The sequence below is a fragment of the Streptomyces sp. NBC_00820 genome (assembly GCF_036347055.1).
Lineage (GTDB): Bacteria > Actinomycetota > Actinomycetes > Streptomycetales > Streptomycetaceae > Streptomyces.
This window is the reverse complement of sequence record NZ_CP108882.1, coordinates 5323962-5350850: the sequence shown is the minus strand read 5'-3', so window position 1 is coordinate 5350850 and position 26889 is coordinate 5323962. Positions and strand designations below refer to the sequence as shown.

20 protein-coding genes and 2 pseudogenes are annotated in these 26889 nt (G+C 71.8%); 6 read left to right on the top strand and 16 right to left on the bottom strand.

Annotated features, from left to right (window positions below):
* Positions 1 to 29 precede the first annotated feature (29 nt).
* A complete protein-coding gene (locus OIB37_RS24310; RefSeq protein ID WP_330461954.1) occupies positions 30 to 2948 on the bottom strand; it encodes a UPF0182 family membrane protein in 2919 nt (972 codons plus the stop codon).
* A gap of 164 nt (positions 2949 to 3112) precedes the next feature.
* On the opposite strand from OIB37_RS24310, the gene OIB37_RS24305 reads away from it, so the two are divergent.
* Positions 3113 to 3655: a PPA1309 family protein gene (locus OIB37_RS24305; protein WP_330459722.1), complete on the top strand. Its 543-nt coding sequence runs from the start codon at positions 3113 to 3115 to the stop codon at positions 3653 to 3655.
* Between the two features lie 128 nt (positions 3656 to 3783).
* Here OIB37_RS24305 and OIB37_RS24300 read toward each other — a convergent pair whose 3' ends face one another.
* The 4 genes from OIB37_RS24300 to OIB37_RS24285 all read right to left on the bottom strand — a co-directional run bounded on the left by OIB37_RS24300 (position 3784) and on the right by OIB37_RS24285 (position 6899).
* Positions 3784 to 4881, bottom strand: a complete 1098-nt coding sequence (locus OIB37_RS24300; RefSeq protein WP_330459721.1) for a YlbL family protein — start codon at positions 4879 to 4881, stop codon at positions 3784 to 3786.
* A 50-nt stretch (positions 4882 to 4931) separates the two neighbouring features.
* Positions 4932 to 5105 carry a hypothetical protein gene (locus OIB37_RS24295; protein ID WP_330459720.1) on the bottom strand — a complete coding sequence of 58 codons (174 nt, stop codon included), beginning with the start codon at positions 5103 to 5105 and terminating at the stop codon, positions 4932 to 4934.
* Between the two features lie 122 nt (positions 5106 to 5227).
* Positions 5228 to 5689: a molybdenum cofactor biosynthesis protein MoaE gene (locus tag OIB37_RS24290; protein WP_330459719.1), complete on the bottom strand. Its 462-nt coding sequence runs from the start codon at positions 5687 to 5689 to the stop codon at positions 5228 to 5230.
* A gap of 97 nt (positions 5690 to 5786) precedes the next feature.
* Positions 5787 to 6899 carry an SDR family oxidoreductase gene (locus tag OIB37_RS24285; protein WP_330459718.1) on the bottom strand — a complete coding sequence of 371 codons (1113 nt, stop codon included), beginning with the start codon at positions 6897 to 6899 and terminating at the stop codon, positions 5787 to 5789.
* Positions 6900 to 7091: 192 nt separating this feature from the next.
* Between OIB37_RS24285 and OIB37_RS24280 the strand changes: the two genes are divergently transcribed.
* Positions 7092 to 8534 carry a zinc-dependent metalloprotease gene (locus tag OIB37_RS24280; protein ID WP_330459717.1) on the top strand — a complete coding sequence of 481 codons (1443 nt, stop codon included), beginning with the start codon at positions 7092 to 7094 and terminating at the stop codon, positions 8532 to 8534.
* Positions 8531 to 9058 (top strand): NUDIX hydrolase, encoded by a 528-nt coding sequence (locus OIB37_RS24275; RefSeq protein ID WP_330459716.1) that lies wholly within the window; start codon positions 8531 to 8533, stop codon positions 9056 to 9058. The genes OIB37_RS24280 and OIB37_RS24275 overlap by 4 nt, the downstream gene beginning before the upstream one ends.
* A 168-nt stretch (positions 9059 to 9226) precedes the next feature.
* On the opposite strand, the gene OIB37_RS24270 is transcribed toward OIB37_RS24275, so the two are convergent.
* The 4 genes from OIB37_RS24270 to OIB37_RS24255 form a co-directional block, all read right to left on the bottom strand.
* Positions 9227 to 9982, bottom strand: coding sequence for an AIM24 family protein (locus OIB37_RS24270; protein ID WP_330459715.1), 756 nt, complete (start codon positions 9980 to 9982; stop codon positions 9227 to 9229).
* An 18-nt stretch (positions 9983 to 10000) separates the two neighbouring features.
* Positions 10001 to 10681, bottom strand: a complete 681-nt coding sequence (locus OIB37_RS24265; protein ID WP_330459714.1) for an AIM24 family protein — start codon at positions 10679 to 10681, stop codon at positions 10001 to 10003.
* A gap of 11 nt (positions 10682 to 10692) precedes the next feature.
* Complete coding sequence (locus OIB37_RS24260; RefSeq protein WP_330459713.1) at positions 10693 to 12339, bottom strand: TerD family protein; 1647 nt, start codon at positions 12337 to 12339, stop codon at positions 10693 to 10695.
* Between the two features lie 145 nt (positions 12340 to 12484).
* The gene (locus tag OIB37_RS24255) at positions 12485 to 13081 is read right to left on the bottom strand and encodes a M48 metallopeptidase family protein (RefSeq protein ID WP_330459712.1); all 597 of its coding nucleotides are present in this window, start codon (positions 13079 to 13081) and stop codon (positions 12485 to 12487) included.
* 446 nt (positions 13082 to 13527) lie between these two features.
* On the opposite strand from OIB37_RS24255, the gene OIB37_RS24250 reads away from it, so the two are divergent.
* Positions 13528 to 14775: a ThiF family adenylyltransferase gene (locus OIB37_RS24250; protein ID WP_330459711.1), complete on the top strand. Its 1248-nt coding sequence runs from the start codon at positions 13528 to 13530 to the stop codon at positions 14773 to 14775.
* The gene (locus OIB37_RS24245; RefSeq protein WP_330459710.1) at positions 14768 to 16138 is read left to right on the top strand and encodes an ABC1 kinase family protein; all 1371 of its coding nucleotides are present in this window, start codon (positions 14768 to 14770) and stop codon (positions 16136 to 16138) included. The genes OIB37_RS24250 and OIB37_RS24245 overlap by 8 nt, the downstream gene beginning before the upstream one ends.
* Positions 16139 to 16387: 249 nt before the next feature.
* Here OIB37_RS24245 and OIB37_RS24240 read toward each other — a convergent pair whose 3' ends face one another.
* From OIB37_RS24240 to OIB37_RS24225, 4 genes and pseudogenes are all read right to left on the bottom strand, one after another.
* Complete coding sequence (locus tag OIB37_RS24240) at positions 16388 to 16714, bottom strand: hypothetical protein (RefSeq protein ID WP_330459709.1); 327 nt, start codon at positions 16712 to 16714, stop codon at positions 16388 to 16390.
* Complete coding sequence (locus OIB37_RS24235) at positions 16711 to 17079, bottom strand: WhiB family transcriptional regulator (protein WP_330459708.1); 369 nt, start codon at positions 17077 to 17079, stop codon at positions 16711 to 16713. The genes OIB37_RS24240 and OIB37_RS24235 overlap by 4 nt, the downstream gene beginning before the upstream one ends.
* Before the next feature lie 176 nt (positions 17080 to 17255).
* A pseudogene (locus tag OIB37_RS24230) lies at positions 17256 to 17575 on the bottom strand (hypothetical protein).
* Positions 17576 to 17740: 165 nt separating this feature from the next.
* Entirely contained in the window at positions 17741 to 19936 is a 2196-nt protein-coding gene (locus OIB37_RS24225) for an ATP-dependent DNA helicase UvrD2 (RefSeq protein WP_330459707.1), read from the bottom strand.
* 237 nt (positions 19937 to 20173) lie between these two features.
* Here OIB37_RS24225 and OIB37_RS24220 point away from each other — a divergent pair, with 237 nt between their 5' ends.
* The gene (locus OIB37_RS24220) at positions 20174 to 20416 is read left to right on the top strand and encodes a mycoredoxin (RefSeq protein ID WP_250403424.1); all 243 of its coding nucleotides are present in this window, start codon (positions 20174 to 20176) and stop codon (positions 20414 to 20416) included.
* A gap of 137 nt (positions 20417 to 20553) precedes the next feature.
* Here the strand turns inward: OIB37_RS24220 and nudC are convergent, their stop codons facing one another.
* From nudC to OIB37_RS24205, 3 genes and pseudogenes are all read right to left on the bottom strand, one after another.
* Complete coding sequence (gene nudC / locus OIB37_RS24215) at positions 20554 to 21498, bottom strand: NAD(+) diphosphatase (protein ID WP_330459706.1); 945 nt, start codon at positions 21496 to 21498, stop codon at positions 20554 to 20556.
* A gap of 153 nt (positions 21499 to 21651) precedes the next feature.
* Entirely contained in the window at positions 21652 to 23055 is a 1404-nt protein-coding gene (locus OIB37_RS24210) for a dipeptidase (protein ID WP_330459705.1), read from the bottom strand.
* Positions 23056 to 23134: 79 nt separating this feature from the next.
* A pseudogene (locus OIB37_RS24205) lies at positions 23135 to 26689 on the bottom strand (UvrD-helicase domain-containing protein); the annotation flags it as partial.
* Between the last annotated feature and the right edge of the window lie 200 nt (positions 26690 to 26889).

Below are 26889 nucleotides of genomic sequence, written 5' to 3'. Positions count from 1 at the left end.
CAACCATAACACGGCGCGGAGGGGCTTGATCAATCCTTCGCCTTATTGTCCGTCTTGTCGCTTTTATTGTCTGTCTTGTCGTTTTTGTCGGCCTTGGTTTGCGCGTCCTGGGCGCTCTTCAGCGCCTCCTGGAGGTCGCGCTGCGCCTTGGCGTACGCACCCCAGTCCGGCCCGTCCTTCTCCTTCATGGCGAGCTGGCCGGCGTCGAAGGCCTTCTGCGCGTCTTCCAGCGCCCGCTGGACCGTCGGGTCGGTCGGACCGGCCGGCTTGCCGGTGCCGTTGCCGGTCGGTGGGGCCGAGCCCTGCACTCCGAAGACCTTGTCGAGCGCCTCGTCCAGGGTGTCCTCGAAGGCGGTCCTGCCGCCGTAGGTGACCAGAACCTTGCGCAGCAGCGGGTACTGCAGCGAGCCGCCGCGGACGTAGACGGGCTCCGCGTACAGCAGTCCGCCGTCCAGCGGCACGGTCAGCAGATTGCCGTACTCGACCTTGGAGTGGCCTCTGCTCAGCAGACTGATCGTCTCGGCGATGTCCGACTCGGAGTTGAACTGGCTCTGGACCTGCTTGGGTCCGTCGACCGTCGTGCTCGTCGGCAGCTTCAGGATTCTGATCTTGCCGTAGTCGCTGGTGCGCGGGTCGGAGTCCACGGCCATGAACGCGCTGAGGTTGGCCTGGCCATTGGGCGTGAACGTCGTGGTCAGCGAGAACGCCTGGGCACTCTGGTCCGGCATGCGCATGCTCAGGTAGTACGGCGGCACCGCACTGCCGGAGTCGTTGGTCGGGTCGACCGGAACCGTCCACACCTCGCTGCCGCTGAGGAAGGTCTGCGCGTTCGTCACGTGGTAGCGGGTGAGCAGCTCACGCTGGACCTTGAACAGGTCCTGCGGATAGCGCAGATGGGCCATCAGATCCGTGGAGATGTCCGCGCGGGGCTTCACCGTGCCGGGGAAAGCCTTCATCCACGTCTTCAGCACCGGGTCCTTGGTGTCCCACTGGTACAGCTTCACGTCGCCGGTGTATGCGTCGACGGTCGCCTTCACCGAGTTGCGGATGTAGTTGACCTGGTTCTGCTGGGCCACCACCGCACGCGAGTTGTTGGCGGCGGTCTGCGAGTCGGCCGTCGTGTCGCCGAGGGTCGTACGCGAGGCGTACGGGTATCCGTTCGTCGTCGTGTACGCGTCCACGATCCACTGGATGCGGTGGTTCACCACGGCCGGGTAGGCGTCGCCGTCGATGGTCAGCCACGGGGCGACCGCCTCGACGCGGTCCTTGGGTGTGCGGTTGTACAGGATCCGCGAGCCCTTGCCGATCGCTCCGGAGTAGAGGATCTGCGGCTCGTTGAACGCCACCGCGTAGGCCGCCCGGTTGAGCGTGCTGTCGAGGTCGACCCCGCTCCTGCCCTGGTAGCTGGTGTTCTTCTCGCCCGCGTTGTCGGAGTAGTCGACCTCCTTCTGGGGGCCGCCGACGATCGAGTACGTGGTGGTCTTCTCGCCGTAGTAGACCTGCTGCCGGTACTCGCCCAGGTCGCCCGTGGACGGCAGGTTCTTCTCGGTGAACATCGGCAGGCCCTCGGCGGCGACCGCGGTGCCCTTGGCGGCTACGGCGCCGTAGCCGTGCGTGTAGCGGAAGTGGTCGTTGATCCAGTTGTTCTTCGGGATGCCGCCCAGGTCCAGCTCGCGCAGACCGATGACGGTGTCCTGTTCCTGGCCGCCCTTGGTGGCGTAGCGGTCGACGTCGAGGTTGGCCGGGAACCCGTAGTAGCCCTTGATCTGCTGCTGCAGCCGGAACGTCGGCGAGACGACGTTCGGGTCCATGATGCGGATGCTCGCCGTCTCGTCGACCCGGTCGCGCAGCTTGCCGGTGTCCTTGGCGGTGGACTTGCCGGGGTACCTGCTGACCTGGGTGTCGTCGATGCCGTACGCCTCGCGGGTCGCCGTGAGGTTCTTCTGGACGTACGGGGCTTCCTTGGCCTGTTCGTTGGGCTGTACCTGGAACTTCTGCACGATGGCCGGGTACAGCCCGCCGATCAGGATCGCGGACAGGACCATGAGCCCGAAGCCGATGACGGGCAGCTGCCAGGTGCGCCGCCACAGGGTGGCGAAGAACAGCAGCGCGCAGATGACGGCGATGCAGAACAGGATGGTCTTGGCCGGCAGATAGGCGTTGGCGTCGACGTAGCGCAGGCCCGTCCAGTTGCCGGTGGTCTTGAAGTCGCTGGACTTGACGGCCAGGCCGTAACGGTCGAGCCAGTAGGCGACCGCCTTCAGGGTCACGAAGACGCCGAGGAGCACCGACAGGTGCCCGGTCGCGGCGGCGGTGGCGCGCGCGCCGGGGCTGGTGACGCGCAGTCCGCCGTACAGGTAGTGGGTGAGCGCGGCGGCGATCAGGCACAGGATCGTGGTGGCGAAGCCGAAGCCGAGCAGGAACCGGTACCAGGGCAGGTCGAAGGCGTAGAAGGAGACGTCGAGGTGGAACTGCGGGTCCTTCTGGCCGAAGGGCACGCCGTTGACCCACATCAGCCAGGTCCGCCACTGGCCCGCCGCCGAGGCTCCGGCGATCAGGCCGACGAGGGAGGTGCCCGAGAGCAGCAGCCACCTCTTGTACGGCGCTATCGCCATCCGGTAGCGGTCCAGGCTCTGCTGCTCCATGGACATGGCGCTCAGCGGGGGCCGCAGCCGGTGCGCGAGCCAGACGTTGACGCCCACCGCGAGGGCCATCAGCAGGCCGAAGACGAAGAACAGCCCGATCTTGGTCGACAGTGTGGTGGTGAACACGGAGGAGTAGTGCACCGACCGGTACCACAGCCAGTCCGTCCAGAACCCGGCGAACATGGTGAAGGCCATGCCCAGCACGGCGAGGACGCCCAGGGTCACGATCAGGGTCCGGGCACGCCGGGACGGGCGGCCCGCTCTGGTCCGTGGCCCCGTCGGGCCTCCGCCGCGGTCCGGCATCTGGAAAGCCAAGGTGCGCACCTCGAAGTTCGCTGTCGATCCGTCAGGACCCCGTGTTCGCGGGCCCCTGGTGGCCCCCCGTGATCGCAGGCCCACACCTATGCAACTTACTCACGGTTTGCTCGGTTCCCGATTCCGGCCGGGAACGAGGCAGGATTGTGACCATGTCCAACACTCCCATGGCAGCGAACCCGCTCACCCGGGCCGTACTCGAGATCGACGAGTACGCCTCCGGCCTCGGCTGGGACCAGCCCGCTCGCCTCTTCGCCCTCGTAGACACCGCACGGCTGCGGACCCAGGAACCCTCGCTCGCCGCGCAGCTCGGCCTGACGGACGAGCCCGAGACCACCGGTCTCACCCCCATCGAGCAGGACGAGATCCCCTCGGACAAGGCGCTCGACGATTTCCTCGGCACCATCGCCTGGCCGGACGCGGTGGTCGGCTGCGCTCTGACGGTGGAGCGTCTGATGCTGCCCCCGTCGGTCGAGGCGCAGGTCCCGCAGGGCCTGAGCGGCGCCAAGCTGGCCAAGTGGGTGGCGAGCCACCCCGAGCGCCAGGAGGTCCGCATGACGGTCGCGGTGCTGCGCGACGGCAAGCGCGAGGCCGCTCTCCGGCTGCGCGAGAAGGACTCCTCGACGGAGGTCCTGACCGGCCCGGACCTGGTGCCGGGTCTGGCGGAGGCCCTGGCCACGACGTTCGAGGACTGACGGCCGGCCCGTCCGCCCCTCGGGTACCGGCCGGCCCGCGCGGCCGGCCGGCCGCGCCGGCGTACGGGTACGGCGACGGGGGCGGCCCCTCGCTCAAAGAGGCCGCCCCCGTCGCCGTACCGGAAGCGTCAGCTCTTGGACGTGCACCTCGGCAGGTCGGCCGTGTGGCCGGTACGGATGTCCTTGAGGGCGTCGAGCGCGTCGCCGATGGTCTTGACCTTGACCAGGGTGAGCCCGCCCGGCGTGTCCTTGGCGGCGGCCGCGCAGTTCTCGGCGGGCGTCAGGAAGTACTGGGCGCCCTTGTCCCGCGCGCCGACGGTCTTCATGTCGATGCCGCCGATCGGGCCGACGGTGCCGTCGTCGTCGATGGTGCCGGTGCCGGCGACGAACTTGCCGCCGGTGAGGTCGCCCGGGGTGAGCTTGTCGTAGATGCCGAGCGAGAACATCAGACCGGCGCTGGGTCCGCCCACGTCGGCGAGCTTGATGTCGATGCCGAACGGGAAGGTGTGGTCGGTCCCGGCGGAGATCCCGACGATGGCCCGCTTGGCCCCGCTGTCGTCGGAGGCGCGGGTGGTGATCGCGACCTTCCGCGTCGTGGTCGCCGTCTTGTGCTCCTTCTCGGCGGCGGCCTGGTCCTTGGCCGGGACGACCGTGAAGACGACGGCCTGACCGGGCTTGTGCCTGGTCACCAGCTTGGCCACGTCCGAGGGCTGCTTGACCGCGGTGCCGTCCACGGTCTTGATCACGTCACCGGCGTGCAGCCTGCCCTCGGCCGGGGAGCTCTTGACGACGGTGGAGACGATCACCCAGGACTTCACCGGGATGCCCAGTTCCTTCAGGGCGGCGACCTTGGCGCTCTCCTGGGACTGGCTGAACTCCTCGGCGTTCTCCTGGGTGGACTGCTCCTCCGTCTTGCCGTCCGGGTAGAGGGTGTCGTGCGGCACGACCTTGCTGTCGCGCGCCAGCCAGCCGTAGACGGCCTCCACCAGGTTCATCCGGAAGTCGGCGCTGGTGACCCGGACGGTGGTCATGTTCAGGTGGCCGTCCGCCGGATAGGTGCGGTGTCCCGAGATCTGCAGCACCGGCTCGCCGTCGTGGTCCGCGAGCGTGTTCACCGTCGGACCCGGGGACATCTCCGCGTACGGCACGCGGATGAGGACTCCCGCACACAGGAGCGCGATCAGCATCAGGGTGGAGGCGAGCATCGTCGCGGTGCGGCGTGGCATGCCTCGACAGTACGGGACGCCACTGTCGGAGGACCGTCAGGGCACCCCCGTCAGGCGCCGCGCGCATCCGGCGGGGACTTCTCCATCGCCTCGCGGAATCGCGCGTATCCGTCCAGTTCGGGACCGTCCCCGCGCACACTGCGGGTCCGGTTGACCCAGCTTCCCCAGAGCCCGGCCGCGACGGCGGCAACAAGCGGAATCAGCAACCAGGCGAGCGCCGCCATGCCGACCTCCCAACCCCATGAGCGTCCGCAACGGACTGATCAGCAGATTAACCATCCGCACTGACAACGCTCACGCGAGGGGGTCGGTTACGCAACCGGAGTACCGGATGAGCCGAACGTGGTCAGCAGGCGCCGACCCACTCCTCCGTGCCGTCGGAGAACTGCTGGTGCTTCCAGATGGGCACCTCGTGCTTGATGTCGTCGACCAGCTTCCGGCACGCGTCGAAGGCGTCGGCCCGGTGGGGACAGGACACGCCGACGACGATCGCGAGATCCCCGACCGCCAGCTCCCCCACCCGGTGCACGGCCGCCAGCGCCCGCACCGGATGGCCGGCGACGACCTTCTCGGCGATCCGCCGCATCTCCGCCTCGGCGCTGGGGTGGCAGGAGTACCCGAGCCGGTCGACGTCGGCGCCCCCGTCGTGGTTCCGCACGGTCCCCACGAACAGCGCGACACCGCCGGCGGCGTCGTCCCCGACGGCACGGAACACCTCGTCCAGGGAGAGCGGCGTGTCCCGGACGCCGATCAGCTTGATGGGATGCTGCGCCGCCTGCTCGCCGGGGTGATCGTTCGTGGGTGCCATACCCCCATGGTGCCGCATGCCCGGCCCCGCTTCCCGACCGCCGGAGCCGGGGGCGGAGAGGCTCCTCGGCCGGCCGGGCCGAGTGGTGATCGTGTTCCTACAGCATCCGCCGCGCCTTGCGGGCCCGCCGCACCACGGCGGCGGCACCCAGCAGAGCCACCGTCGCCCCCGCGGCCCCCGCCGCCGTCGCGTCCTTCCGGCCCAGCCGCCGCCCGGCGACCGTGTGCCGCCCGGACACCTCCTCCAGCAGCTCCGCCAGCACCTCCTCGTTGGTCCACCGGGGCCGCCACCCGGCGTCATGCAGCCGGCTCCCGCTGACCACCCACGGGTACATCGTGTACGCCAGGTCCCCGGCCGGGGACGGGGTGAGCCCGATCCGGTGCAGCCGGGCCGCCGCGCCGAGCGCGACCGCGGACGGCAGCTCCATCCGCCGGATGCCGCTCAGCTCCTCGACCTCCTCCTGCTCCAGCCACCCGTCACAGCCGACGGCCAGCTCCCCGTCGACCTTCTCCAGAACGGCGTACTCCAGGGCAGCGCACAGGTCCTCGACATGGCAGAACTGCCACGCGGGCCGCGATCCGGCGACCACCAGCAGCCGGGGCGACTCGAAGTACCGGGTCAGCGCCGTGTCCGTGCCTCCCACCAGTACGGCGGGCCGTACGACGGTGACGTTCAGCCCGGGATGCGCCCGCGGCGCCCGCCGGGCCAGCCGCTCGATCTCCAGCAGGTCCCCGACCCCGGTCGCCTCGGCCGTCGCCCGCAGCTCGGCGTCCTCCGACAGCGGCAGCTCGTTGTCCGGCAGCGCGCCGTACACCATCGCGGACGTGCACAGCACGACCCGGTGCACCCCGGCCGCCGCGGCGGCGGTCAGCACGGTCTGGGTCCCCCGGACGTTGTAAGCGGTCCGGGCCGCCGCCTCACTGCCGAGATCCAGGTCGAGCGCGAGGTGGACGACGACGTCCGCGCCCCGCAGCCGCTCCGCGATCGCGGGGTCCCGCACGTCGAGGATGTGCCACTGCGCGCTCGCGCACTCCCCGCGTCGCTCGTCGATCGCGACGACCCGCTTGATCTCCTCGCAGGCGGCGAGCCGCTCGGTGAGCAGCGCCCCGATCCCGGTGGCCGCACCGGTCACCGCGACGACGGGCCCGCGCACTGCGGAGGCGGTTGAGGGGTTTCGCGCTGCGCGAACCTGTGGATCTGGGGAACTCACCGGGCGTCTCCAGCGGTTGTCTTCAGTACGGGCGCGCGTGACGCGTACGTACCAGGTGCATCCATCCTGCCGCAGGCCTTCCGTGGGCGAAGCACCGAGGCCCGATCGGGTCAGGGTGTCTACGCTGGGGGGTGAAATCGGGCAGCCGCGCCGCCGGAGAGAAGCCGGTGGCCTTACCAGCCGAGGAATCCCGTGAGTGACACCCCATTCGGATTCGGCCTTCCGCCGGAGGAGCCGGACGACGGCGACGAGGGCAAGCAGAAGGACCAGCAGAGCGGTGGTGGGCAGGGACCGGCCAATCCGTTCGGTTTCGGTGGCCTGCCCGGCGCCGGAGGCTTCGGCGCCGGCGGCGCCGACAATCCGCTCGCAGCCATGTTCGGGTCCCTGAACCCCACCGACCTGGGCGCCGCGTTCCAGCAGCTGGGCCAGATGCTCTCCTTCGAGGGCGGCCCGGTGAACTGGGACATGGCCAAGCAGATCGCCCGCCAGACGGTCGCCCAGGGCACCCCTGACGGCGTCAAGGACGCGAGCGTCGGCCCCGCCGAGCGCTCGGCGGTCGAGGAGGCCGTCCGCCTCGCCGACCTGTGGCTGGACGACGCCACCTCCCTGCCCTCGGGCTCCGGCTCCGCCCTCGCATGGTCCCGCGCGGAGTGGGTCGAGGCGACCCTGCCCGCGTGGAAGGAACTGGTCGACCCGGTGGCCGAGCGGGTCGGCGCCGCCATGGGCGACGTCCTGCCGGAGGAGATGCAGGCCATGGCGGGCCCGCTGATCGGCATGATGCGCTCGATGGGCGGTGCCATGTTCGGCACCCAGATCGGGCAGGCCGTCGGCGTGCTCGCGGGCGAGGTCGTCGGCTCCACCGACATCGGCCTGCCGCTGGGTCCGGCCGGGAAGGCCGCGCTGCTGCCGGCCAACGTGGAGGCCTTCGGCAAGGACCTCGGCGTGCCGAAGGAGGAGGTGCGGCTCTACCTGGCCCTGCGCGAGGCCGCCCACCAGCGTCTCTTCGCGCACGTGCCGTGGCTGCGCTCGCACCTGTTCGGCGCGGTCGACGGCTACGCGCGCGGGATCAAGGTCGACACGGCCAAGCTGGAGGACGTGGTCGGCCAGTTCGACCCGCAGAACCCCGAGCAGCTGCAGGACGCGCTCCAGCAGGGCATGTTCCAGCCGGAGGACACGCCGCAGCAGAAGGCCGCTCTGGCCCGTCTGGAGACGGCTCTGGCGCTCGTCGAGGGCTGGGTGGACGCGGTGGTCCACGCGGCCGCGAAGCCGCGTCTGACGTCCGCAGACGCCCTGCGTGAGACGCTGCGCCGGCGCCGTGCGTCCGGCGGCCCGGCCGAGCAGACGTTCGCCACGCTGATCGGCCTCGAGCTGCGCCCGCGCCGGCTGCGCGACGCCTCCCGTCTGTGGGCGTCGCTCACGGACGCGCGCGGTGTCGACGGCCGGGACGGCCTGTGGGCCCACCCGGACATGCTGCCGACGGCCACCGACCTGGACGACCCGGACGGCTTCGTGCACCGCGAGCACATGGACTTCTCCGAGCTCGACAAGATGCTCGGCGAGGCCGCCGACAAGCCCGACCTGCACAAGAAGACCGACGGCGAGACCGGCCGGGGCAAGGACGAGGAAACCGAGTGAACCTTTACGACGACGCGGTCCTCGTGCTGAAGACGTACGAGGGCCGGGGCCAGGACGAGCTGCGCCAGGCCTACCTCGACCATCTGGCGGCCCACCAGGACGGCATGTGGAAGGCCTGCGAGGCCGGCCATGTGACGGCGAGCGCGCTGGTGATCGACCCCGAGCACGGCCGGGTGCTGCTCACGCTGCACAAGAAGCTGCGGATGTGGCTGCAGATGGGCGGCCACTGCGAGCCGGGCGACACGACCCTGGCGGCGGCGGCCCTGCGGGAGGCGGCCGAGGAGTCCGGGATCACCGGTCTGACCCTGCTGCCCGGCGGACCGGTGCGTCTGGACCGGCACCCGATCCCCGCCCCGTGCAACTGGCACTACGACGTCCAGTACGCGGTCCTGGCCCCGCGCGGCGCCGAGCACGCGATCAGCGACGAGTCGCTGGACCTGCGCTGGTTCCCCTACGACGAGGTGCCGGACGTGGCCGACGAGTCGGTCGTACGACTGCTGGAAGCGACCCGCGCCCGGCTCTGAACGGGCGCGGCACGCCCGGCGCGCCCGGCACGCCCGCGGCGGGCGGGTGAGGCGACGGACGAACGTGCGAGGGGCGACCACTGCGGAGGTCGCCCCTCGCGTCTGCTTTCCCGGTGTTCTCCGGACGGTCAGCCCCGGTGTTCCGGTGTGCCGGTGTCCTCCGGACGATCAGCCCCAGACGTTGCCCTGGTTCTGTCCGCGCGCCCCCTGCTGCCCCATGCCGAACTGGGCGGCGACGCCCTGGCCGATCACCGCGTTCTGCGGCGGCAGCAGCTCACTGGGCTGGACGAGCGCGAATCCCGAGCCCATGAAGCTCAGCTCCCAGCCCTCTCCGGTGCTGCCGCGCCGGCGCCACACCCCGGAGGAGTGGGTCTGGGCCTGCATCTGCACCCGCAGCCCGGTGGACCAGGCGACGATGGCGTCGGCGTCGCAGTTGACGTACCGGTCCGGCGTGACCCGCATCAGCAGTGGCGCGCCCGAGGTCGTCAGGGCGACCTTGCCGCGTCCGGTGATGTTGAGCTGGTACTTCCCCGAGCCGGAGATGCCGTAGAGGCTGTCGACGGCGATGACCTCGTGGTGCAGCGAGGAGTCCATGGCGAGGACGTAGCTGCTGTCGACCGTCAGGCCGTCCTGTTCCACGTCCATGACGTGCACGTGCTGGCCGAGGTTGGCGAAGTAGACGGTGCCCTGCCCGTGGCAGCGCATCAGGTCCAGACCCTCGCCGGTGCGCGCACGCGCGCGTGCCTGGCCGTGGCTTCGGTACTCGGCGTCGAACTCGACCAGGCCCTGGTAGGCGACCATGGTGCCCTTGCGGGCGAGGATGTCGTCGTGGCCCTCCAGGGTGACGCGGAGCATCTGCTTGTTCTGCAGGCTCCAGCGCTCCTGTGTCTGGAGGTCGTTGTGTGCGAAAAGCGGACTCTGCATGGTGTTTCCGGCTCCCCCTCAGCCCCGGACCCTGAGGCGGTCGGTGCTGTCCTCGCTGGGCTGGACGACGACGATGCCCTGGCCGGAGAAGGCCATCTGGTAGGCCTCGCCGCTGCCCCGGCCGATCAGTGACTGTGCCTTGAAGCTGCGCTTGCCCTTCACCTTCAGGTTCGGGGACCAGGCGACGAGCGCGTCGGGGTCGACGTACGTCTCGTCCTCGCCGCCGCCGCAGTCGACGACGATCGGCTTGCCCCGGGAGGTCAGCGCGACCCAGCCATGCCCGGAGATCCTGGTGTTCCACAGCCCCTGTCCGGCGAACTTCGCCAGCCCCTTCACCCGCTCGACGCCCCACGTCAGCTGGGCGTCGAAGGCGAGCAGGTTGGTGGCGTTGACGGAGATGCCGTCACCGTTGAGGTTGATCACCACGACGTCGGCGCCGTAGTCGGCGAGGTAGAGCAGTCCGTCGCCGGAGCACTTCATCAGCGGGGCGCCCTCGCCGGTGATCCAGTCGCGGGCGACCTGGCGGACGGCCGGCGGATTCGGCTCGTACTGGATGAAGCCTTCGTAGGCGACCATCGACCCCACGCGCGCGAGGAGGTCGTTGCCGGTCTGCATGGCGACCTTCAGCATGTGGTTGCCGTGGTTCTCCATGCGGGCGGTGACGGGTGCGGGGGCGAAGCCCGCGAGTGGCTGGTTCATGACGGGCTCCCTCAGACCTCGTAGGGCTGGACGACGATGAAGTTGCCGGGAGCGCCCCGGAACTGGAGGTTGACGCTCTCCCCCGTGTCTCCCGGGTAGGCGTTGCGGCGCATCCGGACCTGGCTGGAGACGATCACCTGGGAGGCGGCCGACCAGGCGACCACCGCGTTGCAGTCGGCGAAGGTGGTCGGCGTCACGGGCAGCACGACGGGCGTGCCGTGCGTCTTGACGACGATCGTGCCGGTGCCCTGGAACTGCATGGTGAACAGCGCACCGCCGGGGATGCCGTGGCCCTCGATCCGGCGGACCTCGTACTGGAGGCTCTCGTCGAAGGCGAGGACGTTCTCGGCGGAGACGCAGATCGCGTCGCCCTGGAGTTCGACGGGGTGCAGATGTGTGGCGTTCTCGGCGAGGAACACCTGGCCCTGGCCGGTGCAGCGCATCAGCTGCATCTCCTGGCCGGTGGCGTTGCCCGCGATGCGTCCGGCGAACCCGGCGCCCTTGTAGGCGAAGTCGACCTTGCCCTGGTAGAGCACCATGCTGCCCTGCCTGGCCAGCACGGGCTGCCCGCCGATGCCGAGGTCGACGCGGATGAGCTTCTGGTTCTGCTGCGTCCAGCGCTGCCCGGTCGGGGTCTCCTTGAACACCTGGAACGCGGCCGTCACCCCGGCACCGCCCTGCGGGGCGCCCTGCGGCACACCGTAGGGGGCGGTCTGCTGGCCGGGGACCTGACCGTAGGGCGGCTGCTGGCCGTAGCCGGGCGGCATCGGCGCGCCCGGCTGACCGCCCGGTGCGGACTGCTGCCCGTACCCCGGGGGCATCGGCGCGCTCGGTGCCGGCGACTGACCGCCGTACGACGGCTGCTGCGGCTGCCCGTAGGGCGCGGGCGCCGGGGCGGGCGGCGGGACCGCTCCGGCGCCCGGCGGGGTCATGGGGGCGACGACCGTCTGCGCCGCGTGCACGTCCGGCGCGGGCGCCGGAGCCTGGGGCTGGGTGACACCGGGCGGGGCGAAGCCCTGCGGAGCGGGCACCTGGGCCGGCGCGGGGGCGGCCGGGACGCCGAACGCGGGCGGGGCGAAGCCCGGGGCGGCGCCGGTCTGCGGCTGCTGCGGGGCAGCGGGCGCCTCCTCCTCCTGCACCTCACCGCCGAAGTTCCTCAGCAGTGCCTCGAGTCCGCCGTCGAAACCCTGACCCACGGCGGCGAACCGCCACTCGTCCTTGAGGTAGAAGTCGGCGAGCATCACGGCCCGTTCGGTGGAGAACCCCGAGCCGTCGAAGGAGTACCGCGCGACCTCCTCACCACCGGCCACGATGCGCACGTATCCGGGATCGGCCTGGGACATCTGCCCGGTGCCGTCGATGGTCGCCGTGAAGGACAACTTGCGGATGTGTGCCGGGATCCGGTCCAGCGTGACCCGGAACGACTCCGTGTCGCCCGCCTGGGCGCCCAGCAGTTGGACGGACTCCTCCGGCGACTTCGGCTGGTTGAAGAAGACGAAGTAGCGGTCGTCGGAGAGACGCTCGTCGCCGTCCAGACCGAAGCAGCTGATGTCGAAGGACAGTCCGGGAGCGGAGATCTGCACACCCACGTACAGATCCGTGCCCGCCGTCAGGTCACTGATCCTGGCCTTGTGGCCTCGTTGGAATTCCCTGGCCATGCGCTACGACCGTCCCCCATCCCGAATGTGAGTGCGTCGCGCCAGGCTAACGGCAAATACTGACAACGGGCGTAGTCGGTACAGACCCGGTACACAACCTCGCCCGGGGCCGCGCACGCTCACCCGGGGCCGCGGCGCCGGTGGTTCACTCCCCGCGCGCGCCCGGCAGGTGCGGCAGCCGCTCGGCGGCCACCACCCCCTCCAGGTAGCCGCGGGCCCGTTCGGTGCGGGGGTAGGACTCCAGCAGCCGCCAGAAGTCGGGGCCGTGTCCCGGCACCAGCAGGTGGGCCAGCTCATGGCAGAGCACGTAGTCGATGACGTACTCCGGCATCCCCTGCAGCCGGTGCGAGAGCCGGATGCTGCCCTCGGCCGGGGTGCACGAACCCCAGCGGGTGTTCTGGTTGGTGACCCAGCGTACGGAGGCGGGGCGGGCCCGGCCGCCGAAGTGCTGCGCCGACAGCCGTTCGGCACGCTCGGTCAGCTCGCGGTCGCCCAGCACCCCCTTGCTCTCCTGGGCGGCGAGCTTGTCGAGCATGACGGTCACCCAGCGCTGCTCCTCCGCCGCGGACATCCGGGCGGGGATCAGCACGATGGTGCGATCGCCCTCGCGGTACGCGGAGACCGTCCGGCGGCGCCGGGCACTCCTGCGAACCTCGATCGCGCTCGCCCCCGAGCCGCTCGGCGGCGGACTCGTCGTGCTGCGCTGTGACATTCCGGCGCTGTGCGGTGGATCGGCGGGCACGGCCCCGACGTTACCCGCTGCGCGGGGCCGAAGTCCCGGCTCCGGGACGGTTCTCTGCCGATGCCCCACCGTGCGCGGGATTCGTACGACCGATATGCCCGACTGGTACGTCCGGGCTGGTCGGACTGGGCTGTCTGGTCAGGCCCGTCGGGCCGGTCGGGCCCGTCGGGCCGGTCGGGCCGGTCGAGCCGGTCGGTCGGGCCGATTCGTACGACGATCATCCCGTGCCTGTGGACAACGCTCGGCACGTGTCGTCCTCGTCCGGGCATCCTGGCATCCGCCGGAGGAGCACGACCGGCTCCAACGGGCCTGTGCGTCCGGACCTGCGCATCGGGACCTGTGCATCCGGACCTCCACGACTCGACATTTGCGACTCGACACCTGCGATTCGACACCTGCGACTGAACATCTGCGGCTGGACGCCTACGACGGACAAGGGGCCTGTCATGCATCCGATGGTGAAGCCGGCGCTGCGGCGCGGCTGGCGCGACCTCAACACCGTGCAGTTCGGAATGACTCCGGCGCACGCGATGACGCTCGGACCGGTCGACACGGCGACCGGCAGCTTCCTGGAGCTGCTCGACGGCGCCCGCGGGCTGTCGCTGCTGCGCGAGGAGGGCCGCCGTATGGATCTCCGGGACGGCGATGTCGACGCGCTCGTCCAGCGGCTGAGCGACGCGGGACTGCTCGACGACACGCGGGGCGGCGGACCGGCCGCGGACGCGCTGCGGGAGAAGAAGGGTGTGCTGGAGCGGCTGCGCCCCGACCTCGCCTCCCTGTCGCTCACCACGCCCGAGCCGGGCGGCGCGCTCGGCCGGCTGGCGGCCCGGCGCTCGCTGCGGGTCCGGGTACGGGGTGCCGGCCGGGTCGGCGTCCTGCTGGCCGCGGTGCTGTCCGGCGCGGGGGTGGGAGAGGTCGACGTGCGGGACGTGGGCCGCGTGGAGCCGTGGGACGTCGCGCCCGGCGGCCTGCCCGCGGAGTCGGTCGGTGAGCGCCGGGACGAGGCGGCACGGGCGGTCGTCCGCCGCGCGGCCCCGGACCGTCCGCCGCGGCGGGGGCCCGCCTCCCGGCCGACCGGGCCCGATGCCGCTTCGGTGGCGTCCGGCGGCACGGCCGATCCCGGCCTGTCCCTGGTGATCCTGGCCCCGCGCGACGACGTCGCCGTGCACGCGCCGGACCCGTTCACCGCCGAGCCGCTGATGGCCTCCGGCACGCCTCACCTCTACGCCGGGGTCGTGGAGGGGACGGGCTGTGTCGGCCCGCTGGTCCTGCCCGGGGAGACGAGCTGCGCGCGCTGCCTGCACGAACACCGCACGGACCGGGATCCGGCGTGGCCCCGGCTGGTCGCCCAGTGGCGTTCGGGCCGGGCCCGCCGGGTGGGCTCATGTGATCTCACGCTGGCCACGGCGGTCGCCGGCCTGGCCGCCGCCCACGCCCTCGCCTTCCTCGACGGGGCGTCGCCGTCCGGCGCGGGAACCCGCTGGGAGGCGTCCCTACCCGCTCTGAGCTGGCGTTCCCGTCCCATCGCACCGCACCCGGCATGCGGCTGCGGTGCGACGGACAAAGGAAAGGGGGAGCACTCCTCAACCAATGGGGCCTCGCGCGCGACAATGGCGGTGCAACGGCCGTCGACGGCGCTACGACGTAAGGCAGGCGCGGCGCGGCCGACTGGGACCTGGAGGGCGCATGTCTGATCTTCCCCGGAAGGCGGTCACCCGTACCGCCAAGCTCGCCGCGCTTCCGCTCGGCATCGCAGGCCGGGCGACGTGGGGGCTGGGCAAGCGGATCGTGGGCGAGTCCGCGGAGATCGTCGGCCGGGAGCTGCAACAGCGCACCGCCGAGCAGCTGTTCAAAGTCCTCGGCGAACTGAAGGGCGGGGCGATGAAGTTCGGGCAAGCCCTGTCCGTCTTCGAGTCCGCCCTGCCCGAGGAGGTCGCCGGGCCCTACCGCGCGGCGCTGACCAAGCTCCAGGAGGCGGCCCCGCCGATGCCGACCCGCACGGTGCACACGGTGCTGGCGGAGCGGCTGGGGCCGGACTGGCGGGAGCTGTTCCTGGAGTTCGAGGACAAGCCGGCGGCGGCGGCCTCGATCGGGCAGGTGCACCGGGCGGTGTGGCACGACGGCCGCGAGGTGGCGGTCAAGGTCCAGTACCCGGGCGCGGGCGAGGCACTGCTGTCCGACCTGACCCAACTCAGCAGGTTCGCGAGGCTGTTGGGCCCACTGATCCCCGGCATGGACATCAAGCCGCTGATCAACGAGCTCAAGGACCGGGTCTCCGAGGAGCTGGACTACGCGCTGGAGGCCCAGGCCCAGGCCGCGCACGCGGCGGAGTTCTCGGGCGACCCGGACGTGGTGGTGCCGGCGGTGGTGCACCAGCGCGACCAGATCCTGGTGACCGAGTGGATCGACGGGATCCCCCTGTCGGAGGTCATCTCGGACGGCACCCCGGAGCAGCGTGACCGGGCCGGTCAGCTCCTGGCCCGCTTCCTCTTCTCCGGTCCCGCCCGCACCGGTCTGCTGCACGCCGACCCTCATCCGGGCAACTTCCGGCTGCTCCCCGGCACCCCGGACGACGAGCGGGACTGGCGCCTGGGCGTCCTGGACTTCGGCACCGTCGACCGGCTCTCCGGTGGGCTGCCCGAGCCGATCGGCGTATCGCTGCGCGTGACGCTGGACGGCGACGCCCAGACGGTCTACGAACTCCTGTGCGCGGAAGGGTTCGTGAAGGAGTCCATCGAGCTGGACCCCGACGCGGTCCTGGACTATCTGCTGCCGATCATCGAGCCGGCCCGGGTCGACACGTTCACCTTCACCCGCTCGTGGATGCGCAACCAGGCCGCTCGCGTCGCCGACCCCCGCTCCCCCGCCTACCAGCTCGGCAAGCGGCTCAACCTGCCGCCCGCCTACCTGTTGATACACCGCGTGACCCTGAGCACGATCGGGGTGCTGTGCCAGCTGGGCGCCACGGTCAGGCTGCGGGATGAACTGGAGGAGTGGCTGCCGGGCTTCGTCCTCGAAGAGGAACTGGTGGAGGAGGTTCCCGCGGCGGAGGCATGAGGCGGCCGGGCGCCCTGGCCCCTGGAGGAACGGGTGCCATCTCGCCCGCGCGCCCGGGGGGGCCTCCGTGCCGGGGCCGCCCTGGTCACTTCCTCCGGGAGGACTCGTCGCCCCGCGCCGGCAACTCCGCGGCCGGCCGATCGCCCCGTACAACGCACCGCGGGGGCCGGTCCGTTCGGCCGGACCGGCCCCCGCGGGGAAGGATTCGCCTCCCCGGCTCGGGGAGGCCACCGCTTCGGGTGTGAGCGGTTACTGCATGACGGCCATGGCGAGCGCACGGCGGGCGCGCAGCGAGGCGCGCTCCGCACGGCGCTGCATCCGCCGGGCGGTGGCCAGGCGCACGGCCCGGCGCTCCCGCTCGGCGTCATGCAGGCGCTCGTGCATATGCGCACGGGCCAGGGCTTCTGGGATGAGTTGCATCTCTCGGGTCCTGTTCTTCTGACGCGAACCGGTCGCGCCGCTGGTGCTGATGTCTTGAGTCGCGGAGCCGGCGGGCTCGCTGGTGGACGGCTTCATCGGGGCCTGCTTCTTGGGGTCGTGCGTGAGGGGGCGGTCGATCGTTCCTGAGGTGTTCATGCCGTGACCGGGTTCTTGCGCGGGCGGCCACGCGGCCGCTTCCGGGCGACGACGACACCCTGGACGAACAGCTCGCCACCCCAGACGCCCCAGGGCTCACGCCGCTCCTTGGCGCCGGCGAGGCAGGCCTCGACCAGCGGGCAGGTACGGCAGAGGGCCTTGGCGTACTCGACGTCCGCCGGCGACTCGGCGAAGAAGACCTCCGGGTCGTAGGAACGGCAGGGGACGGGTACGCCGAGGTTCTCGATGGCGTCGTCGAGCGCGGTGAGCGCGGTGAGGGGAGTCAAGGTGGGGTCCTCCGTGAGACCGGGCGGGGGGATCGTTTGCGAAGGCGGTACGGACGGGGCGTGCGCTTCGAGTTGCACGGGGTGTTTTCCTCGTCTGGTCGTTCCGGCCGGTGGACCGGGTGTCGGCTGGTACCGGGTTCTTCCCTTGCCCCGAGGCCCCTTCGTCCTGTCGTCCACGTGTGGCGGACAAACAAAAGGGCCGCGGATCCCGGATGGGGTTCCGCGGCCCTGAAGGCGCCTGGCCTGATCAACTGTCAGGCTGGATGACTCCAGGGTCTGGCCCACGGAAGGCCCACATCTGGTGGTGCTGCGTCGTCTGCTTCCGGAATCCGGCACCGGCCGCCGCAAAGGCATAGGCGTGTGCCTGTGCCTCTACCGCTTCCAGTGCCTTGGTCGGTCGCTCATTGCGCTCACGGACGGGAAGATCCGCGAGGGACAGGGCGGAGGCCGGACGGTCGGCACGAATGCCGGACAGACCGGTGCCCTGCAGGGAGGCGCCGAGCATGCACAGGGAGACGGTCGAGCGATCGGTCAGTTTGGCCGTGCTGGTGGTGCAGATGTTGATGCTGATCACTGGACTCGCCTCCTCTCGGCGTCTTGGGGGACTGGGGTGAACCAGTCCGTTCGGATATGCAAGTACAACACGGAAGCAGGGCCTTGGAGAAGGCCGCCGTTCCCGTGCCTAGAACCTATGGGGATTGCCGGGGCATGCGCAAACTATTTTTTCGACGAGTTCGCATCAGTCTTGCCCGTCCCCTCCCTGAACTTCCTGACCTGCGCAGATGGCCAGAACGTCGGCTCCATAACGCTGCAGCTTACGGGCGAGGACGCCGGGGATGCGGGACAGTTCGGCCGCGTTGTCCGGCCGGGTCTCGGCGATGGCCATGAGGGTCCGGTCGGTGAAGACGCAGAAGTCGGGCTGCCCGCTCTGCCCGGCCTGGACGGCCCGCCACTCCCGCAGCCGTTCGTAGATGCCCTCGTCCATGTCGGAGGGGCAGCCCTCGCAGCGCATCAGCTTCATCTCGCCCGCGTCGGTGAGGGTGCGACCGCACACCCGGCAGCGGGCGGGGGCGCGCTGAGTGCGCCGCGGCACTGACCGGACGTCACCCGGGACGCCGCGCTCGACGCCCCCGCCGGTACCGGCTCCGGCGCGGCCGACGGTGGCGGTCGAGCCGGGGCGGAGCCCGTCGAGGAAGCGGCTGGGCCTGCGGTTGGCCCGGCCGCCGGGCGAGCGGGACAGCGACCAGGACAGGTGCAGCCGTTCTCTGGCGCGGGTGACGCCGACGTAGAGCAGGCGGCGTTCCTCCTCGATCTGCTCGTCCGTCTTGGCGTACGTGATCGGCACCATGCCTTCCGCGATGCCGACCAGGAAGACGACGTCCCACTCCAGGCCCTTGGCGGCGTGCAGGGAGGCGAGGGTGACGCCCTGGACGGTCGGGGCGTGCTGGGCACCGGCCCGCTCGTCGAGTTCCGCGACGAAGTCGCCGAGGGTGGCCTGGGGGCGGGCCGCCGCCAGGTCGTGGGCGAGGTTGACCAGGGCGGCCAGCGACTCCCAGCGCTCGCGGACGGCTCCGGAGCCGGCGGGCGGCTCGCTGGTCCAGCCCTCTCCGGACAGGACGGCACGGACCTGCGAGGGCAGATCGACGACGTCGTCCAGCAGGGAGTCGTTGCCGCCGAAGCGGGCCGCGCCGCGCAGGGCGACGCCCGCCTTGCGCACCTCGGGCCGGTCGAAGAAGCGCTCGGCGCCGCGCAGCTGGTAGGGGACCCCGGCGTCGGCGAGGGCCTGCTCGTAGGTCTCGGACTGGGAGTTCGTGCGGAACAGGACGGCGATCTCGGCGGCCGGGGTGCCGGCGTCGATCAGCTCGCGGATGCGGCGGGCGGCGCCCTCGGCCTCGGCGGGCTCGTCGGTGTACTCGGTGTAGCGGGGTTCGGGGCCCGCGGCGCGCTGCGAGACCAGTTCCAGGCGGTGGTCGGCGGCGCGGCCGGTGGCCTGGGCGAGCAGGCCGTTGGCGAGGCGGACGACCTGGGGGGTGGAGCGGTAGTCGCGGACGAGTTTGACGACGGTGGCGCCGGGATGGCGGGCGCGGAAGTCGAGGAGGTGATCGGGGGTCGCGCCCGTGAAGGAGTAGATGGTCTGGCTGGCGTCACCGACGACGCACAGGGTGTCGCGTTCGCCGAGCCACAGCTCCAGCAGCCGCTGCTGGAGGGGGCTGACGTCCTGGTACTCGTCGACGACGAAGTGCTGGTACTGGGCGCGGACCTGCTCGGCGATGTCGTGCCGGTCCTGGAGGACGGCGACGGTCAGCAGCAGGACGTCCTCGAAGTCGATGACCGCGCGGTCGCGCTTGAGGTCTTCGTAGGCGGCGTAGACGTGGGCGATCTCGGCCGGGTCGCGCGGGGTCTCCCGACCGGCCTTGACGGCCGCGTACGGGTAGTCGGCGGGGATCGTCTGGGTGACCTTGGACCATTCGATCTCGGCGGTGACGTCCCGCAGCTCGCCCCGGTCGAGGCGGAGCTTGCAGGCCACGGCGGCGTCGGCGACGAGCTGGATCTTGCGGTCGACGAGGCGGGGCATACCGCCACCGATGGCTTTCGGCCAGAAGTACTGGAGCTGGCGCAGCGCCGCGGAGTGGAAGGTGCGGGCCTGCACGCCCTGGGCGCCGAGCTGGCGGAGCCGGCCGCGCATCTCGCCGGCGGCGCGGGCGGTGAAGGTGACGGCGAGCACGCTGGACGGCGGGAGGATGCCCGCGCGCACCCCGTAGGCGATGCGGTGGGTGATGGCGCGGGTCTTGCCGGTGCCGGCTCCGGCGAGCACGCACACCGGCCCGTGCAGGGCGGTGGCCACCTCGCGCTGCTCGGGGTCGAGCCCTTCGAGCACCGCGTCGGCCGTGTCCGGTGCCTGCGGGAAGAGGGAGGAGTGCGTTGCTGCTGTCACATTGCCATGCTGCCAGGTCGTACGGGGCTGCCGCGTCGGTTGTCCACAGGCGGGCGGTCGCGGTCGTACTAATGCGGCAGGTGTCACAGCGGCGCGTGCGGCGGGCGTCACACACCGGGGGCGGTCGGAGGCGGTGCGGCCGCCGGGTTCGGATACCCCGGGCGGGAATGCCGGTCCCATCCCTTACGTTTGCCCTTTGCACGACTTTCACCGGGCTGCCTGAGGAGCGCGAGAGACATGCAGGGCACTGTGACGATGTACAGCACGACTTGGTGCGGCTACTGCCGTCGGCTGAAGAGCCAGATGGAACGCGAGGGGATCGCCTACACCGAGATCAACATCGAGCAGGACCCGGATTCCGCCGCTTTCGTGGAGAAGGCGAATGGCGGAAACCAGACGGTCCCGACCGTGCTCTTCGCGGACGGCTCCACGCTGACGAACCCGTCGCTGGCCCAGGTGAAGCAGAAGCTCGCCGCGTAGGTCCGCGCAGGTCCCTGTGTGGCCGGTCCCGTTCCGGGTTCCGGGCGCACGAAAAGGGCGGCTCCCGAGGCATTCACAGCCTCGGGAGCCGCCCTTTTCGTTTCTCGTCCCGCCCGGGTGTGCGGGCGTCCGGCGCGCTAGACGAAGCTCCGCGTCGGCAGCGGCTTGCCGTACCACATCTCGATCAGACGGGCGGCGATGGAGATGCCGTAGGGCGGCATGACCTCGCCGGACTCGAAGGCGGCGTGGAGATCCTCGCGGGAGAACCAGCGGGCCTCGTGGATCTCGTCGCCGTCGACGTCGATGTCGGTGGAGGTGGCGCGGGCCATGAAGCCCAGCATGAGGCTGGACGGGAAGGGCCAGGGCTGGCTGGCCACGTACTCGACAGGGCCGACGGTGATGCCCGCCTCCTCGAAGACCTCGCGGCGCACCGACTGCTCGATGGACTCGCCCGGCTCGACGAACCCGGCGAGCGTGGAGAAGCGGCCCTCGGGCCAGTGGACCTGGCGGCCGAGCAGGATGCGGTCCTCGTCGTCGGTGACCGCCATGATCACCGCGGGGTCGGTGCGCGGGTAGTGCTCGGCGCCGCAGGCGGGGCAGCGGCGGATGTGGCCGGCGGCGGCGATGACCGTGCGCTCGCCGCAGCGGGAGCAGAAGCGGTGGGTGCGCTGCCAGTTCTCCAGGCCGACCGCGTGCACCATGAGACCGGCGTCACGCGGGGAGAGCAGCAGTCCCGCCTCCCGCAGCCCCGCGGGGCGGGCGGACTGGTCCATGCGGCCCGGGAGGGCGTCCTTCTGGAGCGCGAAGTAGCTGACACCGTCCTCGTCGTTGCCGAGGAAGTAGCGGTGCGCCTCGGTGAGCGGCGCCTCGAAGGACGGGATCATGACGAGCTCGGTCCGGCCGTCGGGCGTCTCGTCGATGAGTACCTGGCCGCCGGAGACCACGAAACAGCGGGTCGTGGGGTGGCTCCACGCCGCCGCGAGCCAGGCCTCGTCGAGCCGGTGGTGGGCGGCGCGGTCGATGCCGCTCGGGGCGGTCAGCGAGATGGGTCGGTCTGCGGTGTGGTCGGTCCAGGTGGTCACGGGTGCTTCCAACTCCCCCAGTGGAACGGTTCGTTTCGGCGGACGGTGAGGCAGGGCACAGGGCGGGGGCACCGGTTCGGGCGCGCTCGCGGCGTACAGGGCGGTTCTTCCAGTGTGCCCCGTGTGCGACGCGGTTCCGTACGGCGCTGCCGGTCAGAGGGCGGGACGCCAGTTCTCGGCGAGGTCGCTCCACAGGTAGGCGCTGGTCTCGACACCCTTGAGGAGGAGGTCCAGCTCGACCTTCTCGTTCGGGGCGTGCCAGCCGTCGGAGGGGACGGATATGCCCAGAAAGAGGACGGGGGCGCCGAGGACCTCCTGGAGGTCGGCGGCGGGTCCCGAGCCGCCCTCGCGGGTGAACCTGACCGGTCCCTGGAAGGCCCGGCCCATGGCGCGGGCCACGGACCGGAGCGCGGGATGGTCCAGCGGCGTCAGGCACGGGCGCGTGGCGGCACCGAAGTCGATCTCGAGGCGGATGCCGGCGGGCACCTGCTGGGCGGCCCAGGCGCGGACGGCCTTCTCGACGTGGTCCGGGTCCTGGCCCGCGACGAGCCGGAAGGACAGCTTCACCAGGGCCGAGGAGGGGATGATCGTCTTGCTGCCGGCGCCCTGGTAGCCGCCGCCGATGCCGTTGACCTCGGCGGTCGGCCGGGCCCAGACGCGCTCCAGCGTGGTGTGACCGGCCTCACCGTGGGTGGCGTGCGACCTGGCGGTGCGCAGCCACCGCTCCTCGTCGAAGGGCAGCTCGGCGAAGAGCTCGCGCTCGCGGTCGGTCAGCTCGACGATGCCGTCGTAGAAGCCGGGGACGGCCACGCGCGCGTGCTCGTCGTGCAGGGCGGCCACCAGGCGGGCGGCCGCGGTGGCCGGGTTGGGCACGGCGCCGCCGAAGGAGCCGGAGTGGATGTCCTGGTCGGGGCCGTGGAAGCGGATCTCGCACTCGGCGAGGCCGCGCATGCCGGTGCAGACGGTGGGGGTGTCCTCGGCCCACATGCCGGTGTCGGAGACGATCACGGCGTCGGCGGCGAGCCGGTCGGCGCGCTCCTCGACGAGGGCGCGGAAGTGCGGGGAGCCGGACTCCTCCTCACCCTCGACGATCAGCTTGAGGTTGACGGCGGGGGTGGCGCGGCCGGTGGCGGCGAGGTGGGAGCGGACGCCGAGGGTGTGGAAGAACACCTGGCCCTTGTCGTCGGCGGCACCGCGCGCGTAGAGGCGGTTCTCGCGGACGACGGGCTCGAAGGGGTCGCTGTCCCAGCCGTCCTCGCGGGCGGCGGGCTGGACGTCGTGGTGGCCGTAGACGAGGACGGTGGGCGCCTCGGGGTCGTCCGAGGGCCATTCGGCGAAGACGGCCGGGGCGCCCGGGGTCTGCCAGACCTCGGTGGTCGGGAAGCCGGTCTCCTTGAGCTTGGCGGCGAGCCAGTCGGCGCTGCGCCTTACATCGGGGGCGTGCTCGGGCTGGGCCGACACGGAGGGGATGCGCAGCCACGCGGCGAGGTCGTCCAGGAAGGCGGCGCGGTGGTGCTCGATGTACGTACGGACGGCACTGTCCGGGGTCTGGCTCATGCTCACGAGCCTATCGGCCCGCGGCGACGTCCTCGGCGGGCGGTTCGTCACACCCCGGCGCATGGTTTCGGCCGTTTCATTCACCTTTGAGCAACCCCTCCAGGGCGGCCCGGTCGGGCAGGTCCCGGGGCCGTACGACGTCTCCGGTGCGCACGTACAGGAAGGCGGTCGCGACCGACTCGGGCGAGATGCCCTGCTGTTCCGCCCAGGCCAGCCGGTAGATGGCGAGCTGGAGCGGGTCGGCCGTCCGGGTGCGGCTGGTCTTCCAGTCGACGATCTCGTACGTGGCCTCGTCACCGTCGCCGTTCTTGTAGACGGCGTCGATCCGGCCGCGTACGACCCGGCCGGCGAGGGAGAGCTGGAAGGGCGCCTCGACGCGGTGCGGGGTCCGGTGGGCGTACTCGGTGCGCTCGAAGGCCTCCTTGAGGGCGTCGAGGTCGCGTTCGTCGGCGATCTCGGCGTCGCTGCCGGGCAGCTCGTCCGGTTCGAGCATCGGAAGGGTCAGTTCCTCGAAGCGGGCCTCCACCCATGCGTGGAACCGGGTGCCTCGGCGTGCGGCGGGTTGTGGGGGGCGCGGCATGGGGCGCGCGAGTTCCTGCGCGAGCCCGTCCGGGTCCTCGGCGAGCCGCATCACCTGGGTCGCGGTGAGGGTCACGGGCAGGGGGACGTCCGTGACCCTCCGCCGGGCGCGCATCAGCTCTCCGGCGAGGGCGTCGAGGTCGCGGTCCCAGGAGGCGACGGTGCGGGCCTCCTCGGGCGTGAGGGAGGCGCCGGGCGCGGGGCGCCGCGGTCCGGCCGGGCGCGTGGGGCCGCCGGCGGCCGTGCCGGGGGCCGTCGCCTGGTGGGGGACGGTGGGCAGGCCGGCGTCCCGGGGGAACTCCTCGCCGAGCGGGTCCTCGCCGGAGAGCGGGTCCGTGTCGCCGAACGGGTCCACGTCACCGAACGGGTCCTCGCCGCCGAGCGGGTCCTCGTCGTGGGGAGCCCCGTCGTACGGATCGTCGGCGTACGGGTCGGAGCCGTAGGGGTCGTCGTACGGCCCGTCGTCCGTGGGCGGGGGCTGGGGTGTGGGCCAGTCGGGGTCGTCGAACGTGTCGGGGTCGTGGCCGGCCGGCGGGGGGCCGTCCTGCCGGGCGGACAGCGCGGCCAGGTGGGCGAGGACGGTGTCGGCGGCCGTACGGCGACGGGTCAGGGCCGCCTCGTCCAGGGGCAGCGGCCACACCTGGTCGGCGGTGGCCGTGTGCAGGGCCGGGTTCTCCTCGTCCTCGGCGGGCTCGTCCGCCCAGGCCTCGATCTCGCCGTACCCCGCGGCGCAGTGGTCGTACAGGGCCCGGAGGAAGTCGGAGGGGCCGCGCGGCTTCTTCTGGCTGGGGCCCCACCAGTGGCCGGAACCGAGCAGGAGGGAGCGGGGGCGGGTGAAGGTGACGTAGCCGAGGCGCAGCTCCTCGGTGTGCTGGTGCTCCTTCATGGCCTCGTGGAAGGCCTTCATCCCCCGGGAGTCCCAGGAACCGGCGTCGGGCAGCGTGTCGGTGTCGCCGCGCAGGGCGTGCGGGAGCACCTTGGCCTGCGCGGTCCACTTCTCGCGGCCCTGGGCGCTGGGGAAGGTGCCGTTGACCAGCCCGGGCACGGCCACGACGTCCCATTCCAGCCCCTTGGACCTGTGCGCGGTGAGGACCTTCACGGTGTTCTCGCCGCCGGGCAGCGCGTTGTCGAGGCCCTTCTCGTACTGGGCCGCGGTGCGCAGGAAGCCGAGGAAGGCGAGCAGGGTGGCCTCGCCGTCGCCGGCCGCGAAGGAGGCGGCGACGTCCAGGAAGTTGGACAGGGTCTCGCGGCGGCGGGCGGCCAGGGCGTGCGGGGACGCCGACAGCTCCACCTCCAGGCCGGTGACCGCGAGGACGCGGTGCAGGACGTCCATGAGCGGGTCGGACAGGGAGCGGCGCAGATCACGCAGTTCGGCGGCGAGGCGGGCGAAGCGGACGCGCGCGTCCGCGGAGAACGGCAGTCCGTCGGACTGGCCGCTCTCCGCCAGGGGCGCGTCCAGGAAGGTGTCCAGGGCGTCCGCGAGCGATATCACCTCGGACGGGTCGACGCCCTCGACGGCCTCGGCGAGCCTGCGGTCGGGGTCGTCGGTCGCTTCCACGCGCGCGTGGGCGACGAGCAGGCGGGCGCGACGGCCCAGGAGGGCGAGGTCGCGGGGGCCGATCCGCCAGCGCGGCCCGGTCAGCAGGCGGACCAGGGAGGCGTTGGCCCCGGGGTCCTGCAGGACCTCGCAGACGGCGACGAGGTCGGCGATCTCGGGCAGGTGCAGCAGTCCGGAGAGGCCGACGACCTCCACGGGGACCTCCCGGGCGACGAGGGCGCCCTGGATCTCGGCGAAGTCGGTGGCCGTACGGCACAGGACGGCGATCTCCGCGGGTGCCGTGCCGGTGCGCACCAGGTGGGCGATCGAGTCGGCGATCCAGCCGATCTCCTCGGCGTGGGTGGGCAGCAGGGCGCAGCGGACCGTGCCGTCGCGTTCGGCGCCGGGGGCCGGGCGCAGGGCCTCCACGCCCGCGTGCATGGCGCGCAGGGGCTCGGCGAGGCCGTTGGCGAGGTCGAGGAGGCGGCCGCCGCTGCGCCGGTTCTCGCTCAGCGCCTGGCGGGTGGCGGGGCGGCCGTCGGCGCGCGCGAAGTGCTCGGGGAAGTCGTCGAGGTTGGCGACGGAGGCGCCGCGCCAGCCGTAGATGGCCTGGCAGGGGTCGCCGACCGCGGTGACGGGGTGGCCGGTGCCGGTGCCGAACAGTCCCGCCAGCAGGACACGCTGGGCCACGGAGGTGTCCTGGTACTCGTCCAGGAGGACCACGCGGAACTCCTCGCGCAGCAGGCGGCCCACCTCGGGAACCCGGGCGAGGCGGGCGGACAGGGCGATCTGGTCGCCGAAGTCGAGCAGGTCGCGCTCGCGCTTGGCGGTCCGGTAGCGCTGGACGAGTCGCGCCAGTTCGCGGCGGGCGGCGGCGGTCTCGGGGACCTTGCGCAGATCGGCGTTGGAGAGCTTCGCGCCCTCGAGGGTGTGCAGCAGGTCCGCGTCCCAGGCGCGCAGTTCCTCGGGGTCCACGAGGTGTTCGGCGAGTTCGGAGTCGAGGGCGAGCAGGTCGCTGACGAGGTCGGCGAAGGAACGGGTGAGCGCCGGGTAGGGGCCGGGAGCCTCGCGCAGCACACGCGCGGCGAGCTGGTAGCGGGTGGCGTCGGCCAGCAGCCGGGAGCTGGGTTCGAGGCCGATGCGCAGGCCGTGGTCGGTGAGCAGCCGGCCGGCGAAGGAGTGGTACGTCGAGATGACCGGCTCGCCCGGCGGATTGTCCGGGTCGATGGCGTCCGGGTCGGTGACGCCTGCCTTGATCAGTGCCTTGCGGACGCGTTCGGCGAGTTCGCCCGCGGCCTTGTTGGTGAAGGTCAGGCCGAGGACCTGCTCGGGGGCGACCTGTCCGGTGCCGACCAGCCAGACCACGCGGGCCGCCATCACGGTGGTCTTGCCCGACCCGGCTCCGGCCACGATCACCTGCGGGGCGGGCGGCGCGATGATGCAGGCCGTCTGCTCCGGGGTGAACGGGATGCCGAGGAGCTCCTTGAGCTGCTCGGGGTCGGTGATGCGTGCGGACATGTCGTCAGAGGCTAGCGGCGGGCACTGACATTCGCGGACGGATCGGCCGCCCGGAGAGGAAGAAGCGCAGGTCAGCGCCGCCGGTGGTGCCGTACGTCACTCCGGCTCCGCTTCGCCGCGGGCGCGCGGCCGGGGCTTGCCGGTGCGTGCTGGTGCTGCCGGTGCTGCCGGTGCTGCCGGTCCGGCGTGGCACGCGGCGC

What these genes read in the sequence shown, in the direction of transcription:
- OIB37_RS24270 (WP_330459715.1), bottom strand. Translation starts at nt 9,982, where the DNA reads ATGCAGAGTCCGCTTTTCGCACACAACGACCTCCAGACACAGGAGCGC.
- OIB37_RS24295 (WP_330459720.1), bottom strand. Translation starts at nt 5,105, where the DNA reads ATGGCGGCGCTCGCCTGGTTGCTGATTCCGCTTGTTGCCGCCGTCGCG.
- OIB37_RS24240 (WP_330459709.1), bottom strand. Translation starts at nt 16,714, where the DNA reads ATGAACACCTCAGGAACGATCGACCGCCCCCTCACGCACGACCCCAAG.
- OIB37_RS24310 (WP_330461954.1), bottom strand. Translation starts at nt 2,948, where the DNA reads ATGCCGGACCGCGGCGGAGGCCCGACGGGGCCACGGACCAGAGCGGGC.
- OIB37_RS24290 (WP_330459719.1), bottom strand. Translation starts at nt 5,689, where the DNA reads ATGGCACCCACGAACGATCACCCCGGCGAGCAGGCGGCGCAGCATCCC.
- OIB37_RS24260 (WP_330459713.1), bottom strand. Translation starts at nt 12,339, where the DNA reads ATGGCCAGGGAATTCCAACGAGGCCACAAGGCCAGGATCAGTGACCTG.
- OIB37_RS24265 (WP_330459714.1), bottom strand. Translation starts at nt 10,681, where the DNA reads ATGAACCAGCCACTCGCGGGCTTCGCCCCCGCACCCGTCACCGCCCGC.
- OIB37_RS24220 (WP_250403424.1), top strand. Translation starts at nt 20,174, where the DNA reads ATGCAGGGCACTGTGACGATGTACAGCACGACTTGGTGCGGCTACTGC.
- OIB37_RS24300 (WP_330459721.1), bottom strand. Translation starts at nt 4,881, where the DNA reads ATGCCACGCCGCACCGCGACGATGCTCGCCTCCACCCTGATGCTGATC.
- OIB37_RS24245 (WP_330459710.1), top strand. Translation starts at nt 14,768, where the DNA reads ATGTCTGATCTTCCCCGGAAGGCGGTCACCCGTACCGCCAAGCTCGCC.
- OIB37_RS24250 (WP_330459711.1), top strand. Translation starts at nt 13,528, where the DNA reads ATGCATCCGATGGTGAAGCCGGCGCTGCGGCGCGGCTGGCGCGACCTC.
- OIB37_RS24210 (WP_330459705.1), bottom strand. Translation starts at nt 23,055, where the DNA reads ATGAGCCAGACCCCGGACAGTGCCGTCCGTACGTACATCGAGCACCAC.
- OIB37_RS24305 (WP_330459722.1), top strand. Translation starts at nt 3,113, where the DNA reads ATGTCCAACACTCCCATGGCAGCGAACCCGCTCACCCGGGCCGTACTC.